The sequence below is a fragment of the Robertkochia sediminum genome (genome assembly GCF_016786255.1).
GTDB lineage: Bacteria > Bacteroidota > Bacteroidia > Flavobacteriales > Flavobacteriaceae > Robertkochia > Robertkochia sediminum.
Map to the genome: position 1 here is coordinate 8,796 of NZ_JADMKT010000080.1, position 17,639 is coordinate 26,434.

General features: G+C 45.2%; 16 protein-coding genes and 1 tRNA gene. 12 read left to right on the plus strand and 5 right to left on the minus strand.

Going from position 1 to position 17,639, the window contains the following annotated elements:
- The first annotated feature begins 126 nt into the window (after window positions 1-126).
- A complete protein-coding gene (locus IS446_RS13335; RefSeq protein WP_203061255.1) occupies window positions 127-1,224 on the plus strand; it encodes a serine hydrolase domain-containing protein in 1,098 nt (365 codons plus the stop codon).
- 92 nt (window positions 1,225-1,316) lie between these two features.
- Window positions 1,317-2,009, plus strand: a complete 693-nt coding sequence (locus IS446_RS13340; RefSeq protein WP_203061256.1) for a tetratricopeptide repeat protein — start codon at window positions 1,317-1,319, stop codon at window positions 2,007-2,009.
- Window positions 2,010-2,334: 325 nt separating this feature from the next.
- On the opposite strand, the gene IS446_RS13345 is transcribed toward IS446_RS13340, so the two are convergent.
- The 4 genes from IS446_RS13345 to rseP form a co-directional block, all read right to left on the minus strand.
- Window positions 2,335-2,655, minus strand: coding sequence for a helix-turn-helix transcriptional regulator (locus IS446_RS13345; RefSeq protein WP_203061257.1), 321 nt, complete (start codon window positions 2,653-2,655; stop codon window positions 2,335-2,337).
- A 230-nt stretch (window positions 2,656-2,885) separates the two neighbouring features.
- A tRNA-Asn gene (locus IS446_RS13350) sits at window positions 2,886-2,959 on the minus strand.
- A gap of 277 nt (window positions 2,960-3,236) precedes the next feature.
- Window positions 3,237-3,989: an outer membrane beta-barrel protein gene (locus IS446_RS13355; protein WP_203061258.1), complete on the minus strand. Its 753-nt coding sequence runs from the start codon at window positions 3,987-3,989 to the stop codon at window positions 3,237-3,239.
- A 242-nt stretch (window positions 3,990-4,231) separates the two neighbouring features.
- A complete protein-coding gene (gene rseP / locus IS446_RS13360) occupies window positions 4,232-5,554 on the minus strand; it encodes an RIP metalloprotease RseP (RefSeq protein WP_203061259.1) in 1,323 nt (440 codons plus the stop codon).
- Between the two features lie 158 nt (window positions 5,555-5,712).
- Between rseP and IS446_RS13365 the strand changes: the two genes are divergently transcribed.
- The 10 genes from IS446_RS13365 (at window position 5,713) to IS446_RS13410 (ending at window position 16,555) form a co-directional block, all read left to right on the plus strand.
- Window positions 5,713-6,390 carry an SCO family protein gene (locus IS446_RS13365; RefSeq protein ID WP_203061260.1) on the plus strand — a complete coding sequence of 226 codons (678 nt, stop codon included), beginning with the start codon at window positions 5,713-5,715 and terminating at the stop codon, window positions 6,388-6,390.
- A 294-nt stretch (window positions 6,391-6,684) separates the two neighbouring features.
- Entirely contained in the window at window positions 6,685-6,918 is a 234-nt protein-coding gene (locus tag IS446_RS13370) for a FeoA family protein (protein ID WP_203061261.1), read from the plus strand.
- A gap of 8 nt (window positions 6,919-6,926) precedes the next feature.
- Window positions 6,927-9,026, plus strand: a complete 2,100-nt coding sequence (gene feoB, locus IS446_RS13375; protein WP_203061262.1) for a ferrous iron transport protein B — start codon at window positions 6,927-6,929, stop codon at window positions 9,024-9,026.
- A 78-nt stretch (window positions 9,027-9,104) separates the two neighbouring features.
- Window positions 9,105-10,325 (plus strand): MFS transporter, encoded by a 1,221-nt coding sequence (locus tag IS446_RS13380; RefSeq protein WP_203061263.1) that lies wholly within the window; start codon window positions 9,105-9,107, stop codon window positions 10,323-10,325.
- A gap of 402 nt (window positions 10,326-10,727) precedes the next feature.
- Window positions 10,728-10,880, plus strand: a complete 153-nt coding sequence (locus IS446_RS13385) for a FeoB-associated Cys-rich membrane protein (protein WP_203061264.1) — start codon at window positions 10,728-10,730, stop codon at window positions 10,878-10,880.
- 97 nt (window positions 10,881-10,977) lie between these two features.
- Entirely contained in the window at window positions 10,978-14,244 is a 3,267-nt protein-coding gene (locus IS446_RS13390; protein WP_203061265.1) for a S41 family peptidase, read from the plus strand.
- 6 nt (window positions 14,245-14,250) lie between these two features.
- Window positions 14,251-14,763, plus strand: a complete 513-nt coding sequence (locus tag IS446_RS13395; RefSeq protein WP_203061266.1) for a DUF6155 family protein — start codon at window positions 14,251-14,253, stop codon at window positions 14,761-14,763.
- Between the two features lie 20 nt (window positions 14,764-14,783).
- A complete protein-coding gene (locus IS446_RS13400; protein ID WP_203061267.1) occupies window positions 14,784-15,236 on the plus strand; it encodes a YybH family protein in 453 nt (150 codons plus the stop codon).
- A gap of 211 nt (window positions 15,237-15,447) precedes the next feature.
- Window positions 15,448-16,131 (plus strand): Tat (twin-arginine translocation) pathway signal sequence containing protein, encoded by a 684-nt coding sequence (locus IS446_RS13405; RefSeq protein ID WP_203061268.1) that lies wholly within the window; start codon window positions 15,448-15,450, stop codon window positions 16,129-16,131.
- Window positions 16,132-16,141: 10 nt separating this feature from the next.
- Complete coding sequence (locus IS446_RS13410) at window positions 16,142-16,555, plus strand: DsrE family protein (protein ID WP_203061269.1); 414 nt, start codon at window positions 16,142-16,144, stop codon at window positions 16,553-16,555.
- 178 nt (window positions 16,556-16,733) lie between these two features.
- Here the strand turns inward: IS446_RS13410 and IS446_RS13415 are convergent, their stop codons facing one another.
- Window positions 16,734-17,558: a ZIP family metal transporter gene (locus IS446_RS13415; protein ID WP_203061270.1), complete on the minus strand. Its 825-nt coding sequence runs from the start codon at window positions 17,556-17,558 to the stop codon at window positions 16,734-16,736.
- Window positions 17,559-17,639: the final 81 nt, after the last annotated feature.

Genomic DNA, 17,639 nt, shown 5'->3' on the forward strand with positions numbered 1-17,639 from the left:
CCTTCTTTTTGATCTGATTATTGTGGTTCTAAATATAGTATCTTACTTTTAAGAAAATTCTTAACCGATAAACACTTAGGGCAAACATACGAGCCCTGCCGTTGTGTGCCATAAAACTGAAAACAAATGAAGAGAATAATAAAGCTTTTCCTTTATGCTCTAATTTCTATAGTTATTGTAGGATTAATTTATTCATTAATTCCAAGAGTGTTTAATGGTGGTAATACCTATGGGAATGGACTTCCCAAATCAGACTATTTAAAAGATAAGATAGAAAATGAGATAAATAGGTACATACAAGATTCTTCAAGTAGAATAGAGACTGTTGTTTGTTTAAAAGAAGGAGAAATTGTATATGAATTTGGAGACACTAAAAAACTCATTAATACTCGTTCAATAAGGAAAAGCATAATGAATTTATTGTACGGAATTGCCGTAGATAAAGGCGTTCTAAACATTAATGAGACTTTAGAAAGTTTGGGAATTGACGAAAGCCAAACACCTTTAACTGAACAAGAAAAAACAGCAACCATTAGAGATTTATTGATGGCTCGATCTGGGGTATACCTACCTGCTGAAGGTGAAGTGGCTACAACAAGAGATAACAGGCCCAATAGAGACCAATATAAACCAGGTGAATACTTTCTTTATAATAATTTTGACTTTAATGTATTAGGAGCAATACTTGAGAAAAAAACAAATATGTCTATTGGAGAATTTATGGAAGAGTATTTAGCAAAGCCTTTGCAATTACAGGATTTTTCAAGCTCTAACATAGTTTATGACAACCCTTGGCCAATTCCAAACAAATCAATGTCTGATTACCCTATCTATTGGATATTTATGAGTACAAGAGATTTAGCTAAAGTCGGGTTGCTCGTCTCTCAAAAAGGGAACTGGAATGGAGAACAAATTGTCCCAGCAGAGTGGATTAATGAAAGTACTCAACCTTATACTAAGTATGAAGACTATGATATTAATCAAAATCCAATAGATGCATACGGATATCTTTGGAAAATTGACACCGACAACAACAATATTTGGGCCGATGGATATGGTGGCCAATATTTAATAATTGATACAGAAAATAATCTTGTAACTACACAATTAAATCCCAATGGTAATTCCTTACTTAGTTCTGGTTTATACTTAATGGACGAAAATCGAGACAATGCCTCAAGAATTGAAATAATGAACATCCATAATATGATTCTTGAGAACTGAAACAATAGAATATACGGCACACAACAATGTATATGCGATAATACTCCCTAAACGGTCGTACTACGCATATACTAACCGTTGTACCCCATATTATGAAAAACCTCATTATAACTTTATTCTTATTGATCAACTTTTGCAGTTTCAGCCAGACAAAAGATGTGGAAGATTATTTTAAGCTAGGTAATGAGGCTTTTCAAGAAAATGATTTCGAAACAGCAAAAGAGAATTATATAAAAGTAATCCAGATAGATGAGAAACATGAAGATGCTTATTTCAATCTAGCTATTACAGAGCTTAATCTAAAAGAATCTGAATTAGCTTGTGAGCACCTAAATAAGTCATATCAGCTTGGCGTTTTCGATGCCTTTAATTTGATCATTGAATATTGCGGTAAATTAAGTTATTCTGAAAGAATGTGGATTCGTGATTTGGAGGAATTACCCCAGTTTAAAAAAGAGGAAAAAGTTTTCCCCTTATTTTTCACGGAGCCAACAAACTTTGATTACATCACGAATATCAAAATTAATCCAAAATTCAGCCAACACTTATTATCTATAATAAAGAAGGATAAAGAGTTAAGAAGATTAAAGGGTAGAATAAACATTCTATTTCATTTCGACATGAACGGCCAGTTTGCTATTCAATCCATTAATGGTAGAATAAAGGAATATCAAAAAGAGAAACTGGAATACATTTTAAATAATACAGTACAGTTAATACCAGGTAAGTTTGATAGTAAAAACGCAGGAATAAAAGAAGGAATGAATTTACCTCTAATATTTTAATACGGGGTACAACATCGTGTATAAACCATAAATGAAACTTCCTCTAGCTCGTTTAAAGGCCCTCAAACCAGGCCGGGTAAACGAGCTATTTTTGTCACATTACTTTATTAGGCAGTTCCCAAACAAGCCAAACATAAAAGCACCTTAAAAGCACTGCTCTCAACCAAGGCATATAAACCATTACGATGTCATTCTAAACTCCTTGCTTCATTAACCTTTCAGGCTCTTTTATGTGTCCCAATAGCGGGACAGCTAAAAGAGCCATTTGCAAACGCTTAAAACAGATGTTTTTTTGATAGAAAAATGAGGGTGTCTCCTTTTTCTATTAATCCTGTTTAGATGATGTGATGCTTACGTTGTTGGTTCGTTTTAAAAGCTGCTCAAAGAATTCATCTTCCAGGTGGTTGTCCAAAATTTCCGAATGACCCAATAGCCATTGGTCGATCACATCCTTGTCGAAGTATTTCTGGCGTATGTGAGGGTTGTTTCCACAGGGAATGAGCTTGCGGTGGGTGAGTTTGTAGATCTTGCTTTTGGAGAGGCCTGTGTATGCCGAAAGTTCTTCAACGGTCATGATCTTTTTCTGTTGCGCCATTAACCCTTTAATCTCCCTCAGTAGTTTTATGATTCGTTCTCCTTCTTCCATAACAGAAAAATATTCAGGGTAAATGAAAGTAAAAGACAACTCCGGAAATTTTAAGAAATGGGAGGATGATGTTTGAGGATTCTTCAGGAGATAAAGATTTTCACTGAAAAAATGTTAAAGTTTAAGGGACCCTCTGATGTTTTTGAAAGGCTAAAAAATGTTGTACCTATGTTGTACCCATGGAAAATACAAAAGGCGTCACATCTCTGTAACGCCTTTGTTTATGCTAGCTCCCCCTCTTGGGCTCGAACCAAGGACCCTCTGATTAACAGTCAGATGCTCTAACCAACTGAGCTAAGGAGGAGTGTTATTTTCATAACTTTCGTTACATTTTCCCTCTCTCGAGGCCCGCTGTAACTGGGGTTATCCCTTTTTTGCGGTTGCAAATATATGTGTTTTTTTAATTAAGCCAAACAAAAAATTAATTTTTTATAATTTTTAAAAGTGGCCCTGGACACATGCTTGCAGGTGGCGACAAAAATAAGCCAAATAATATAAAATGCACCGCCTCTAAAGGTTAAAATTTTTTCGTTTTCCCACTTCAGTATGCCGAAGGTGCTTTGCCTTTTTTAAGTTGTTGATCATGAGTCTCCTTCTTTTTCCAGGAGCTCCTGCTGCCGCTTCTCTTCTTCCATCTTACGCTGTTTTTTCTTCTTCCCAATAGGTATGCTGGCGCCAACACGGAGCGATCTGTTTTTAATACCACTTCCTTTTAGTGTATTGGTGAGTCCGTGGTAATAAAACAGGTTAACGGCTACACCTTCGCTCTTTAAGAATTTATAGGAAACCCCAGCTATAGGGCCAGTTTCAATTCGGTTGAAGTCGTCGGTCAGGTCGTTTCTTATGCTGATCTCCCTGTCTTCAATGATCTGTGTGATCTGGTCGAAGGCCTTGGTCAGGATACCTCCACTCCATCCGGCTTCGAGGTAAAAATGGTCAATGAACCGGTAGCGATACATCACGTTTAAACTGATGTATTTATTGGTTCGCGCCACTGTTGCATCCGTAAGGACAGCATCCAGGTTGGTGTCGTTTAGTTGGTAGGTAGGGATGTTGTCTGTACCGTGATCGTTAAAGGCCAGCAACTCTATATGTAAAGAGTGTATCTCTTTGGGTTTATAATAAAAGTAGGATCCCAGTTGGAGTCCGCTCTTGGTTTTTACCCCATCGAGGTTGGTCAAATTAGCGAAATTGATCCCTGCCGAGAGTCCGAATTCCAGATTTTCACTGTTGAGGTCGTCACCAAAGATGAGTCCCATTAACAATTGGGATTGGGCGGGAATAGATAAGAATAGCGCCGATATTACAATGAGGTACTTAAGACTTTTTCTCATAAGCGTATGTGTCATTCAAATTGATAAAGTAGCTGTTCTCCAGGGGACTCTGATAATCGAAGCTTTAAAATAGAGATAACTATTAAGGATAGGTCCTTATTTGAGATAACCTGTAAGAAGATGTCGGTCAACGGGGTAGAGAAGGAGGTGAGATAATGGTATATAAAAACCCGCAGGAACTTGTTAATGAGTTGCTGCGGGCTTTAGTATTTCAGGTGAATACACCTGTATGGTATCTGGGGCTAGTCGAAGATCGCCCTGTAAATATCGTTTCCGTTAGCGTAAAGTAAGAGTCCGATAAGAATGAAGAACCCTACCATTTGAGCGTATTCCATAAACTTATCACTTGGCTTTCTACCGCTGATCATCTCATAGAGCAGGAACATCACATGCCCTCCGTCAAGTGCCGGGATAGGTAGGATGTTCATAAAGGCCAGGATGATGGAGATCAAAGCTGTACTCATCCAGAAGCCTTGCCAGTTCCAGGTCTCCGGGAATAGCTGGGCAATGGTGCCGAATCCGCCGATCTCTGTAGCCCCCTTCTTGGTGAACAAGAATTTCAGGGAAGCAACATAGTCGTGAAGGGTCCAGTAGCCGTATTCGATCCCGGCAGGGATGGCTTCGGCTAAACTGTAGTTGCGTTGTGACAATCCATCTGCATTAAAGGTATTCGCCACGTATACCCCGATCTGTCTGTCGGGTGTAGCTGCCAGCTGTACGGTATCGAGAACTCCACTGCGCTCGTATACGAGGTCCAGCGGCCCTTCACTATTGCGTACGATCGAAGTGAATTGATGCCACCATGTAGCGTCTTCGCCATTGATGGAGATCACCTTGTCTCCCGCTTGCAATCCTGCCATTGCGGCCGGCATTTGGAGGGGGACACTGTCCAGTGTTGAAGGAGTCCTCGGGTTTATCGGATTGGTAGCTCCTGCTTTGTACAGGTATGTTCCCAAAGAATCGGGAAGTGCGATGGTCTCAGAAGTACCATCGAGGTGCTTCACTTCAACCTCCTCAATGCCTCTGATGAGTAGCATGCGGTTGAGGTCCATGAGGTTGGTTGGGGTTTCCCCGTCTACCGTCAAAATGTTATCTCCTTCTCTGAATCCGTATTGCTGTAGTTCTTCTGCTATAGTAAATCCGTTAGGGAAGGCTTCAGAACGCACTTCCGGAGTTCCCCAGGTGAACAGGATCATGATGTAGATGAAGAATCCGAGCAGGAGGTTTACCGTAACCCCACCGATCATAATAATAAGACGTTGCCATGCCGGCTTGGAACGGAACTCCCACGGTTGTGCCGGCTGAGCCATCTGCTCCTTGTCCATGCTCTCATCGATCATCCCTGAGATCTTTACGTATCCTCCCAGGGGTAACCATCCGATCCCGTAAACGGTCTCGCCGATCTTTTTCTTGAACAGGGCGTATTTTACGTCAAAGAACAGGAAGAACTTCTCTACCCGGGTCTTAAAGATCTTTGCCGGAATAAAGTGTCCTAGTTCGTGAAGTACAATGAGTATGGATAAGCTTAAAAAAAGCTGAATGGTCTTTACTATAATAGGGCTCATAGTCGTATTTAGAATTCTTAGCCCACAAATGTAACCTTTTCAGCCTTTTTGGCACAATCTTATTGTTTGGGAGCAGACTTTTTTAGGAAGGTTTTATGAATAAGCATGTGGTTAGGGAACATTCCATTAAATTTGCATTCGTAAAGCCCTGATGTACAATGTTGCGTTTCTTTAGTAAATACCGCAAATTCTTTTTGGTGATGGCCCTGCTTAGTGCGGTGATCGTCTACCTGTTCTACACCGCGCTCAAACCGAAACCGGTGCTGCCTGTATACCAGCCTAATATGGTGAATGCCGAACTGGTAGATCAAGACCTGCAATACAAAAGAAAATACCACGCTATTGCGCCTTTTACCCTGGTGAATCAGAATGGCGATACCATTACCCAGGACGATTATAACGGTAAGATCTACGTAGCCGATTTCTTCTTTACCACCTGCCCGACCATTTGCCCGATCATGACCGATCATATGGTGCAGATCCAGGAGCGCATCATGGACGACCCCGATGTGTTGCTGCTTTCTCATACGGTAACTCCGGAGATCGATTCGGTACCCCAGCTTAAAGAATACGCCTTAAAAAAAGGGGTGAACGACGCGAAATGGAACCTGGTTACCGGACCCAAAAAGCATATCTATGAATTGGCGCGCAAATCCTATCTGGCAGCCAAGAATGCCGGCGATGGCGGACCCTTTGATATGATCCATACCGAGAATTTTGTGCTGGTAGATAAGGAAAAGCGCATTCGCGGATTTTACGATGGGACCAAGGCTGAGGATATCGAAAAACTCATGGAAGATCTTGAAGTACTAAAATCAGAATACGAACAGGATTAACCGGTCGTTTTTATTTTTGCTTACCCGCTTACGCCTCTCGATACAATTGCTTCGCAATCACTCGAGGTGACACCTCCCGAATTCCCCAATTCCTCATTTGCTAATTCGCCTATTCGCCCTTCCCTCTTTATTCTTTTCTCTTTTTTCTTTCTTCTTTCCTCATACCCACATACCCATTTCCCCACTTCCCCATTTCCCCATTTCCCCACTTCCCCATAACCTTGTAACCCCACGACCTTGTAACTTCATAACTTTTCCTTACTTTTGACTCTTTAAAATCAATCTAAATAAGATTTGAAGTATACCGTTGCAGATTTAAAGAGAGGTGAGCGTGCAATTATAAAGCATGTCGATACCGATGGCCTGCCCATTAAGCTATTGGAAATGGGATGCCTTCCGGGAAATGAGGTGGAGCTGATCCAGTTCGCACCCTTTAACGATCCGCTCTATCTCAATATCAACGGGTCGTTCCTGGCCATTCGCAAGGAAACGGCAGTTCAGATCGAAATCGAACCCCTGGCCCAATAAGGAGGTGTATGAGTAAACAGATCAATGTAGCACTAATAGGGAATCCGAATACCGGAAAGACCTCTGTTTTTAATGCCCTTACCGGACTTAATCAGAAAGTGGGAAATTATCCCGGTATCACCGTTGAAAAAAAGGAGGGGATCTGTAAATTGCCCCGTGGCGTTCGTGCTCATATCCTTGACCTTCCCGGAACTTACAGCCTTAATGCGACCTCCCTCGATGAAAATGTGGTCATTGAGCTTCTTCTCAATAAGAAGGATAAAGATTTTCCCGATGTGGCCATTGTGGTTACCGACGTGGAGAATCTTAAGCGCAACCTGTTGCTTTTTACCCAGATCAAAGATCTTGGAATCCCGACCATCCTGGTGATCAATATGGCCGACAGGATGCGCAGAAAGGGTATTTCTCTTGATATTCCGTTATTAGAAGAGCGTCTTAAAACGCGTATCGCGGTGGTAAGTACGCGAAAAGGAGAGGGGATCGATACCATCAAAGTACTCATTTGCGATTACCGACATATTTCTACAGAACCTTGCCTGAATGCTTCGCTTATAGATCCTGAGTATTTCAACGGATTGCGAAAGGCATTTCCCAGTCATGATCTCTATAAGTTGTGGCTGGTGATCACCCAGGATGTGAATTTCGTAAACCTGGACCGTCAGCTTATTGAAGACACCTCCTCCTTCCGAACGCATTCAAAATCGGCCCTGAAGCGCTTGCAGCAAAAGGAGACCATCATGCGGTACCAGTTCATTAACGGGGTGCTCAAGGAAGGGTATGCTGTAGATGTGAATGCTGCCCGCGGATTCAGAGCTACCCTTGACAGGATACTAACGCACAAGGTGTGGGGGTATGTGATCTTTTTTATGATCATGCTGTTGATCTTTCAGGCGATCTACGATTGGAGTAGTTACCCTATGGATTTTATCGACGAACTTTTTGCGTCTATAAGTGAATGGGTAAAAGAGACCATGCCTGCCGGGGCCTTCACGAATCTTATTGCTGAAGGGATCGTTCCCGGACTCGGAGGTATTGTGATCTTTATTCCACAGATCGCATTCCTATTCTTGTTTATAGCTATTTTGGAAGAGACTGGTTATATGAGTCGGGTCGTATTTTTGATGGATCGTGTGATGCGCCGCTTCGGACTTAGCGGAAAGAGTGTGGTGCCACTGATCTCCGGAACCGCATGTGCTATTCCCGCGGTGATGGCCACCCGGAATATTGAAAATTGGAAAGAACGTTTGATCACCATTCTGGTAACACCATTTACGACCTGTTCGGCAAGACTACCGGTATATCTCATTATTATCGCCCTGGTAATTCCCAATACGCGTTTTATGGGAATGAATATTCAGGGGCTCACGCTGATGTTGCTCTACTTGTTAGGTTTCGGAATGGCCGTATTCTCGGCATGGGTGCTCAATAAGATCCTTAAGATCAAAAGCCGTTCGTTCTTTGTGGTGGAGATGCCTAATTACAAGCTTCCCCTGTTTAAGAATGTAATGATCACCGTGATCGAAAAAACCAAAAGTTTTGTTTTTGGTGCCGGTAAGATCATCCTTGCGATCTCGATCATTCTCTGGTTCCTGGCTTCTAATGGCCCGGGCGATACCTTTGACCGTGCTGAAGAACGGGTTGCCGAACAAGTAAATGTGCAGGACCTGACGCCTGCCGAACTTTCTCAAAAAGTATCTGCCTATAAACTACAGGAATCTTACATCGGGATCATGGGTAAGGCCATAGAGCCGGTAATTTCTCCTTTGGGTTACGATTGGAAGATCGGTATTGCGGTGATCAGTTCGTTTGCCGCGAGGGAAGTTTTCGTAGGAACCCTGGCCACCATCTACAGTGTGGGTAATGATGAGGAGGAAACCATTAAGCGGCGTATGCAGGCAGAGATCAATCCGATAACGGGTGAGGCTTTGTTCAATCTGGCGTCGGGAGTGTCCCTATTGCTGTTTTACGCTTTTGCCATGCAGTGTATGAGTACGATCGCCGTGGTGAAAAAAGAGACCAACTCCTGGAAGTGGCCGATCATTCAGCTTGTTTTCATGTCGACATTTGCCTATATCGTAGCTTTTATCGCCTATCAATTGTTAAAATAGTTCAGGGGTCAGGTAATTTAGGAAAAGCGGAATGTGCTGACTTTGTTGTATTTTCGGCTTGATCAATCAATATTGTTCATGCTAAAGAAAAATCAACAGCGGGTCATCTTGATCATTTTGGTGCTGCTCATCTTTTTCCTCATCTCCTTTGCGACCAATGTACTCAATGCCATTATTGCTGAAGTGAGATCTACCTACGATCTGAGCCTTACCGCTACGGGACTCCTCCCTTTTTCTTTCTTTGTCGCCTATGGGGTCATGTCTGTTCCCGCAGGTTATCTCGCCGATAAGTTTCCTCCTAAGCATATTGTTGTTGCAGCCCTTGTTGCTATTGCCATAGCTGCCACCGGGTTTGTTGTGTTTCCGGACTACGGCCCGTTTTTAGTCGTGCTTTTTGCGATGGGGTGCAGTATGGCTGTTTTGCAGGTGGTTATTAATCCGCTCCTTCGCCTTGCCGCGGGGAGCGAGCACTTTGCATTCTATTCTCTTATAGCTCAGCTGGTCTTTGGTGGCGCCTCTTTTTTGAGTCCGCTGATGTACAAGAAAATGGTCGATCCCGAATCGAAAGATCTTTGGGAGGTCTTGCGCGATCTGGTTGCTCCGGCTGAAGGTTGGGTGGGGATGTATGTGCTTTTTGCCGTCATGGCCCTTATCCTTGCGGGGATTACGGCCGGCACTCCATTTCTGCAGGAAAATCAGAAGAATGGGCAGGACGATAAGGGCGGATTCAAAGCGCTGCTAAGGAGCCGTGCGACCTACTTTTACTTTTTCGGCATCTTTTTTTATGTGGGGATCGAACAGGGTATAGGTAATTGGATATCTCCATTTCTTCAGGAATACCATAATCTCGATCCGCAAGTGTTAGGGGCTTTAACCGTTTCCCGATTTTGGGGTATGCTTACCCTGGGATGTGTACTGGGCTTGTTCATGGTTAAAGTAATGGATAGTAAGCGGGTGCTGGCGGCCTTTACCTTCATGGCGATCGTATGTTTATTCGCTGCCTTGCTGGGCAATGCCTCCTTGGCGCTTATCGCCTTTCCGGCCTGTGGTTTCTTTATTTCTGTGATGTGGTCGGTGATCTTTTCGCTCGCCCTTAATTCGGTGAAGGAATATCACGGTACCTTCTCAGGGATCCTTTGTACCGGGATCGCCGGGGGAGCCTTTGTGCCTTTTATCGTTGGTGCCCTGGGGTCGTTGATCTCCCTGCGTTATGCGATGTTCTTTTTGTTGTTGCCCCTGGCCTATGTGCTTTACATCGCGTTTAAAGCGAAACCCCTGGTGCGTAATAAGACGTTTTAGGTAGATCGGGAAGTAGGGACATCGGGAGCCGGTAATTCCGGAAAATTCGAGAACCACGCATCCGGAGGGTACTTCCGGTCTTACGGGTTGCTTTTCTTTTTAATAGATCTTTTCACCCGAATTGGTTCGTACTTTCTTTAATTACTCTAATCATAAATTCCAAAAGTTCAAATTTCCAATTATTTTATTCATTTGCATACCCGCATACCCGCATACCCGCATACCCGCATACCCGCATACCCGCATACCCGCATACCCGCATACCCGCATACCCGCATACGCGCATACCCGCATACCCTCTTCACTGTGTCACTGCGTAACTGCATAACTTTATTCCCCATTCCCTATTCCCTGATTCCCTATTCCCTATTCCCTATTCCCACATTTCCCTATCTTTGCACTATGAACACTTTGATCCAAAACATACTCGTTATTGTTACGATCGCCATTGCAACGGTCTACCTGGTGAATAAATTCCTCCTTCCTGCCAAATACAAGATCTTCGGAAAGAAAAAGTCGGCTGGTTGCGGTCAGGGCGATTGCGGTTGCCACTAAAAATACCCTCAGCGCAGAATAGCGCCCTCCCTGCCTTTTGCGCCTTGCCTTCATTTTCGTACTTTACTTCTCGTAATAACCATATCAAATACGTTTCATGAGAATTTTATTATCGCTTTGCCTGTTATTGGCGGGCACTGCCGGCTATGCACAGGGAACACGTTTGTTACGTCAGCCTGCGATGTTCGGCGACCAGATCGTTTTTGTTTACGCCAATGACCTTTGGAAGGTCAATAAACAGGGAGGGGAGGCTGTGCGTCTTACCTCAGATGCAGGGTATGAATCCCTTCCGCATTTTTCACCCGACGGTAAACATATCGCGTTTACGGCAGAATACGGCGGGAATACCGATGTGTATGTGATCCCTTCCGAGGGAGGGAGTCCGCAACGGCTCACCTGGCATCCCGGGGGGGATTTTGTCCAGGGATGGACTCCTGACGGAAAGGTGATGTTTCGCTCTTCAAGGGAGGGCGTACCCACTCGCCTCAACCGATTTTATGCTGTGGGTATTTCCGGAGGTATGCCGGAAGCACTCGATATTCCGCGAGCAGCCTTTGGGGAATTATCTCCCGATGGTGCAATGGCCGCTTACACGCCCATAACCTTCTGGGATCCTGAATGGCGTAATTATCGCGGCGGACAAGCAATGCCGGTATGGATACTCGATATGAAGACCAAGGCGCTTACCAGGACACCGCAAAAAACCGGCGAGCGCCATTTGGATCCGGTATGGTACCAGGGGAAGGTGTTCTATATTTCTGAACGTGACCTGGCGGCCAATATCTGGTCTTACGATCCTCAAACAATGACAGAACAACAACATACCTTTCATAAGAAATTCGATGTAAAAAGCCTTGATGCGAGTCCGGATGGGATTGTTTACGAGCAGGGAGGGTACCTTCATCTTTTGGATGTTGAAGGCGGAAACACCACCCAACTCGAAGTGCATGTAAACGGAGATATGAGCTTTTCACGTCCCCGGTGGGAAGAGATCAGTGCTGCAGCTATAGGAACAGGAAATGTGTCTCCTACAGGGCAACGCGGGATCTTTGAATACCGCGGAGAGGTGGTTACCGTTCCCAGGGAACACGGGAGTATGCGTAATCTTACCAATTCTCCCGGAGTGGCCGATCGGTCTCCGGTGTGGTCTCCCGAAGGTGATGAGGTCGCATGGTTCTCTGATGCCAGCGGCGAATACCGCCTGGTTATTGCCGACCAGTACGGAGTGGTAAAAAAGCATATCGATATTCCGAAACCTACCTTTTATTTTGAGCCCGCCTGGGCCCCGGGAGGTAAGCACATTGCCTTTACCGATACCGATTACCGGGTATGGCTGGCCGACGTGACTGCCGGAACGGCAAAGACCATCGATGCCGATCGCTATGCGCATCCCAACAGAACGATGAATCCTGTATGGTCTCCGGACGGAAAATGGATCACCTACGTAAAGCAGCTGGAGAGTCATTTTAAGGCGGTTTTTGCCTATCATACAGATACTGGTAAGGTGCTTCAGCTCACCGATGGGATGGCCGATTGTATTTCGCCCGTGTGGGATGCCAATGGGAAATACCTGTATTTTCTGGGGAGTACCGATTACGGACTCAATAGCGGATGGTTGGATATGAGTTCCTACGATCCGTCGGTAAGCAGAAACCTGTATTGTCTTGTGCTTTCTGCAGAAGACGCATCACCTGTTCCCTTGCGATCGGATGATGAGACCGTAACTAAGCCTGCTGAAAAGGAGGATTCGAAGAAGAAGAAAAAGAAAAAAGACGAAGATAAGACCGAGGCAACCGTTAAGGTGGTTATTGATGCTGAAGGATTGTGGCAGCGTATTATTCCGTTAAAACCGGAAACGGCCGCTTATACCTCCCTTGAAGCCGGGGAAGACCTGCAGTTGCTATTGGCTGAAGAGATAGAAGGTGCCCGTGGCTATAAGGTGCATCACTACAAGGTCGATGAAGAAGAATTGGAAGACTTTGCAGAGGGTGTCAATTTTATGCGGGTAACGGCCGACCGCAAAAAGGTGCTTATGCGCCAGGGTGGTAAATGGGCCATCTACAATAGTAAAGGAAACACAAAGAACGATAAGGAGGCGGCCCTCGACTTTAATAAAAGCATTAAGGTAGATCCAAAAGAAGAGTATCATCAGATCTTTAAAGAAGGATGGCGCTTTATGCGTGATTTTCTCTATGTTGATAATGTGCATGGAGCTCCGTGGGATGCCGTTTACGAATGGTATGCTCCCTGGATCGATCATGTGCGTCACCGTACCGACCTGAATTATGTGGTCGATATCATGAGTGGGGAGGTGTCTATTGGGCACTCCTACGTTTCGGGCGGTGATATGCCGGATCTCGACCGTGTTCCCGTAGGATTGCTAGGTGCCGACCTGGAGGTGGCTAACGGTCACTATCGCATTGGGAAGATCTATAGTGGGGAAATGTGGAACCCGGGATTGGAAGCGCCACTTTCGGTACCAGGATTAAAGGTGAGTGAGGGTGATTATATCTTTAGTGTGAACGGGAGAACCCTCGATACCGGTGTTAATCCGTACAGCTTATTCGAACAAACTGCCGGCGAATTGGTGACCCTGGAAGTGGGTAGTAAGTCCGATGGCAGTGATAAAAGAAGCGTAACGGTAAAACCCGTGAGCAGTGAGCGCCAACTGAGGTCGGTAGCATGGGTGGAGGCCAACCGCAGAAAGGTTGATGAACTTTCGGGAGGTAAATTGGCCTATGTCTACGTGCCAAATACTTCCGGTCAGGGCTTTACCAGTTTTAATCGCTATTACTTTGCCCAGCAGGATAAAAAAGGGGTTGTTATTGATGAACGTAATAACGGTGGTGGTTCTGCTGCCGATTATATGATCGATATTATGTCACGTCAGCATTTTGGATACTTCAACAGTAAGACCGGTGACCACCGTCCGTGGACCACGCCAATGGCGGGGATCTGGGGGCCTAAGGTGATGCTTATTAACGAGCGTGCAGGTTCCGGTGGTGACCTTTTGCCCTATATGTTCCGCGAAGCGAAGTTAGGACCTCTGGTGGGAACACGTACCTGGGGCGGACTCGTAGGAACGTGGGATACCCCGCGTTTTATTGATGGTGGGCGCATGGTGGCACCACGAGGCGGATTCTATGACGTAAAAGGTGAATGGGCCGTAGAGGGCGAAGGAGTGGCTCCCGATATCGAAGTGATCCAGGAACCGTCAGCATTGCTGGAAGGCAGAGATCCGCAGTTGGAGCGTGGCGTTCAGGAAGCACTCAAATTGCTCGAAACCGAAGCATTCGAACTCTTGCCTGAGCCGAAAGCTCCCGTAAGGTGGAAGCGTCCGGAAGGATTTAAAAACGATAAATAAGATAGGATGTCGAAGCGATCGTTAAAAAAATACCTGGAAACCCTAAATGAAGAGCAGCTGCGTGAACAGATCATGGAGCTCTATACCACCTTTAAGGATGTCAAGGTCTATTACGACTTTGTTTTTAATCCGAAAGAGGATAAGCTGGTAAGGGAATGCAAGGAAAAGATCGCAAACGAATACTTTCCGGTAAAAAGACGCAAGCCCAGGGCACGGCGTTCTGTCGCCCAGAAGTATATCAAGCACTTCCTGACCCTTGGGGTGAATCCGCTGCAAGTGGCCGATGTCATGTGGTATAACCTGGAGATCGCCACCACCTTTAATGCCGAAAAGCAGGTGAAGCAGGAGGCTTTTTATAAGTCGATGGCGCGCTCGTTCGATGAGGCCCTGAAGTACACCCTGGTACACGGTTTGCTGGATCAGTTCAGGCAGCGTATTCACAAGGTCTTTGACGATATCGAAGCCCAGGAATGGCCGAGCTTGTATACCGTAGAACAAAGCATGCAATTATTAGAATGAACCTAAAAACACAAAAACATATGAAATTTAAGACCCTCACCCTCTTGTTGATCGTTTTAGTAGCGGTGCCGGTATCGGCCCAGGATACCCTTTCGGATGCCAACAGGGATGCCATACATACCGTGCTGCAGGAGCAGGAAGAAGCCTGGAACCGTGCCGATATACCCGCGTTTATGGAAGGGTATTGGAAATCTGATCAACTGGTATTCGTTGGTTCCGGGGGTGTGGTTTCGGGTTGGGAGGCGACCAGGGATCGCTACCTGAAGAATTATCCCGACGCCGCTGCCATGGGGCAGTTGCGCTTTGAGATCATTAGAATGCAACAGGTAGGTCCGGGAGTTGCCCAGGTGCTGGGGAAGTTTATCCTCGACCGAAGTGATGAAACCCTGAGCGGATATTTTACCCTGGTGTGGAAAAAATTTGACGAAGGTTGGCGCATAGTAAGTGACCATACGTCTTCTGCCAATCCTTAAAAGGAACATAACCGTATTCAATCGCCGGAATGCATAATGTATTCCGGTTTTTTTTGTCTTTTAGGATCGGTATTTCAAGGTTTAAGAGAATGATTATTTATTTTAAAGCTCTGAAAACCAATGAAATAACAATTTATTTTGTTTAACTTTGAAGGCTTTCATCTCCCGACGCTTTTCCTATTGCTATACACACCAACCAATACAAGCAGTAATGGAAAAGCGACCGACCAATAATCGAAGAACCTTTCTGAGTACGCTGGCCATGGGGGTTACCGCCTCCGGATTATCAGTTTTTGCGAATACAGCAATGGCAGCAGAGGCACTCAAGATCGAAGCCGCAGCGCTGAACGAATCAGATCAATGGTTTAAGAAGATCAAAGGAAGCCACAGGGTGGTTTACGACGGATCTACACCTCATGATGGCCTTCCGGTGGCATGGACCTATGTGTTTTACATGACCAATAATATGACCGAAACTCCTGATGAAGATATGACCGCCGTTTGCGTGTTGCGTCATAGCGCTATTCCTTTTGCTCTTAGTGATGATATGTGGAATAAGTACAAGTTTGGCGAATTTTTCGAGGTTAACGACAATCTCGCCGGTGCTCCCGCATTGCGAAATGTAGTGTATGAGCCTGAAGACGGTGATTTCCCCGTTGCCGGGATCCAGGGGATCAAACAGCTCCAGGAGCGAGGTGCCATGTTCTGCGTTTGTGATCTCGCCCTTAAGGTGTATAGTGGTTTTGTAGCCCAGGGCCTGGGGATGGATTCGGAAAAAGTATATGAAGATTGGAAAAGTTCGGTGCTGCCGGGTGTAGAGATCATGCCCTCCGGAGTATGGGCTTTAGAGCGAGCTCAAAAGGCCGGTTGTGCTTACATTTTCGCAGGAAATTAAACGTATAAGTATGAGTAGGTATATAAGTGTGATCATAGCCTTGTTTCTTACAGTGACACTGTGGTCGCAGGATCAGGCGGTAAAGGTTGTATTTGATGTTACCGGCGGTAGTGCAAAAGTTCAGGAAGCCGCCGCGCGCCATGCAGATATGATGTCGCAATACTACCCGAATTCGCAATTCGAGGTAGTGATCTATGGAGGGGCCTCAGATATGGCCCTAAAAGAAAAGTCGACCGTAAGCGATAGGATCGCTGCAATGGCAGCAAGAGATAATGTGCATGTGTACCTCTGTCAGGGGACCATGAAACGAAAAGGAATAAAAGAAGAAATGCTTCTTCCGGGAATAGAGACTGTTCCGGACGCCATTATGGAATTGGCGCTGAAACAACAACAAGGGTGGAGCTATATAAAAGAAGGTAATTAGTCGCCATTACTGGCATGAACATATCGGAAATTGTTATCCGGGACATTACAGCAGAGAAGAATACCACTAAAAACATGCATACCATGTTAACTGGGAGTTTTCATATTTGAATTAATTTTGATTTAGCGATCATCAAGTAACTCCGCTTATTGTAATTTGGGTAGCAATTTCCTTTTTTTTATCCCAGGGCAACATCAAGGGTCATCATCACCATGAATCCACCCATAAATCCGAGGGTGGCAATGTCGGTGTATTTGTCTTGCTGGGTTTCCGGAATTACTTCCTCGACCACTACAAAGATCATGGCTCCGGCAGCAAAGGCCAGGGCATAAGGAAGAATAGGGGTGAAGAAACTCACCGCCAGTGCTCCGGTAACACCGGCTACAGGCTCTACTATAGCAGAAAGCTGTCCGTACCAAAAACTCTTTTTACGACTAACCCCCTGCCGGCGTAATGGCATGGAAACGGCGATCCCTTCAGGAAAGTTCTGGATCCCGATCCCGATCGCCAGGATCACAGCCCCTGCAATAGAGGCCTCGGGAATACCGGCAGCAACACCACCGAACAATACCCCCACAGCAAGACCTTCCGGAATGTTGTGCAAGGTTATGGCCAGTACCAATAAGGTGGTTTTGTGTAGCTTGGTTTCTACCCCTTCCTTTTCGCTGGGCTTGAAATTAATATGAAGGTGGGGTAAGAACTTATCCAGCACAAAGAGGAATAACGCCCCCAAGCCAAACCCTACAACCGCAGGAATGGTCTTTTCGAAACCTTCCCCTTCACTCATTTCAATAGCAGGCGCCAATAAACTCCAGAAACTCGCAGCAACCATAACCCCTCCCGTAAATCCGAGCATTCCATCGAGAACACTGCGCTTCATGGTCTTGAAAAAGAAGACCACAGAAGCTCCCAAAGCGGTAACTACCCAGGTAAAGGTGGTGGCAATAAGGGCCCCGACTACGGGATCAAGTCCCTTAAAGAATTCAATGATGCTGTTAAACATAGTGCTGTATTTTATTTGATCGGGGGGTGTTGATCGGGTAAATACCCTAGGATCACTTTCTCCCCGGTAAGATCTTTATTC

Bases quoted from the DNA above. Each gene is read 5' to 3' on its own strand.
- IS446_RS13335 (WP_203061255.1), top strand. From the start codon at position 127: ATGAAGAGAATAATAAAGCTTTTCCTTTATGCTCTAATTTCTATAGTT.
- IS446_RS13340 (WP_203061256.1), top strand. From the start codon at position 1,317: ATGAAAAACCTCATTATAACTTTATTCTTATTGATCAACTTTTGCAGT.
- IS446_RS13345 (WP_203061257.1), bottom strand. From the start codon at position 2,655: ATGGAAGAAGGAGAACGAATCATAAAACTACTGAGGGAGATTAAAGGG.
- IS446_RS13355 (WP_203061258.1), bottom strand. From the start codon at position 3,989: ATGAGAAAAAGTCTTAAGTACCTCATTGTAATATCGGCGCTATTCTTA.
- rseP (WP_203061259.1), bottom strand. From the start codon at position 5,554: ATGAGCCCTATTATAGTAAAGACCATTCAGCTTTTTTTAAGCTTATCC.
- IS446_RS13365 (WP_203061260.1), top strand. From the start codon at position 5,713: ATGTTGCGTTTCTTTAGTAAATACCGCAAATTCTTTTTGGTGATGGCC.
- feoB (WP_203061262.1), top strand. From the start codon at position 6,927: ATGAGTAAACAGATCAATGTAGCACTAATAGGGAATCCGAATACCGGA.
- IS446_RS13380 (WP_203061263.1), top strand. From the start codon at position 9,105: ATGCTAAAGAAAAATCAACAGCGGGTCATCTTGATCATTTTGGTGCTG.
- IS446_RS13385 (WP_203061264.1), top strand. From the start codon at position 10,728: ATGAACACTTTGATCCAAAACATACTCGTTATTGTTACGATCGCCATT.
- IS446_RS13390 (WP_203061265.1), top strand. From the start codon at position 10,978: ATGAGAATTTTATTATCGCTTTGCCTGTTATTGGCGGGCACTGCCGGC.
- IS446_RS13395 (WP_203061266.1), top strand. From the start codon at position 14,251: ATGTCGAAGCGATCGTTAAAAAAATACCTGGAAACCCTAAATGAAGAG.
- IS446_RS13400 (WP_203061267.1), top strand. From the start codon at position 14,784: ATGAAATTTAAGACCCTCACCCTCTTGTTGATCGTTTTAGTAGCGGTG.
- IS446_RS13405 (WP_203061268.1), top strand. From the start codon at position 15,448: ATGGAAAAGCGACCGACCAATAATCGAAGAACCTTTCTGAGTACGCTG.
- IS446_RS13410 (WP_203061269.1), top strand. From the start codon at position 16,142: ATGAGTAGGTATATAAGTGTGATCATAGCCTTGTTTCTTACAGTGACA.
- IS446_RS13415 (WP_203061270.1), bottom strand. From the start codon at position 17,558: ATGTTTAACAGCATCATTGAATTCTTTAAGGGACTTGATCCCGTAGTC.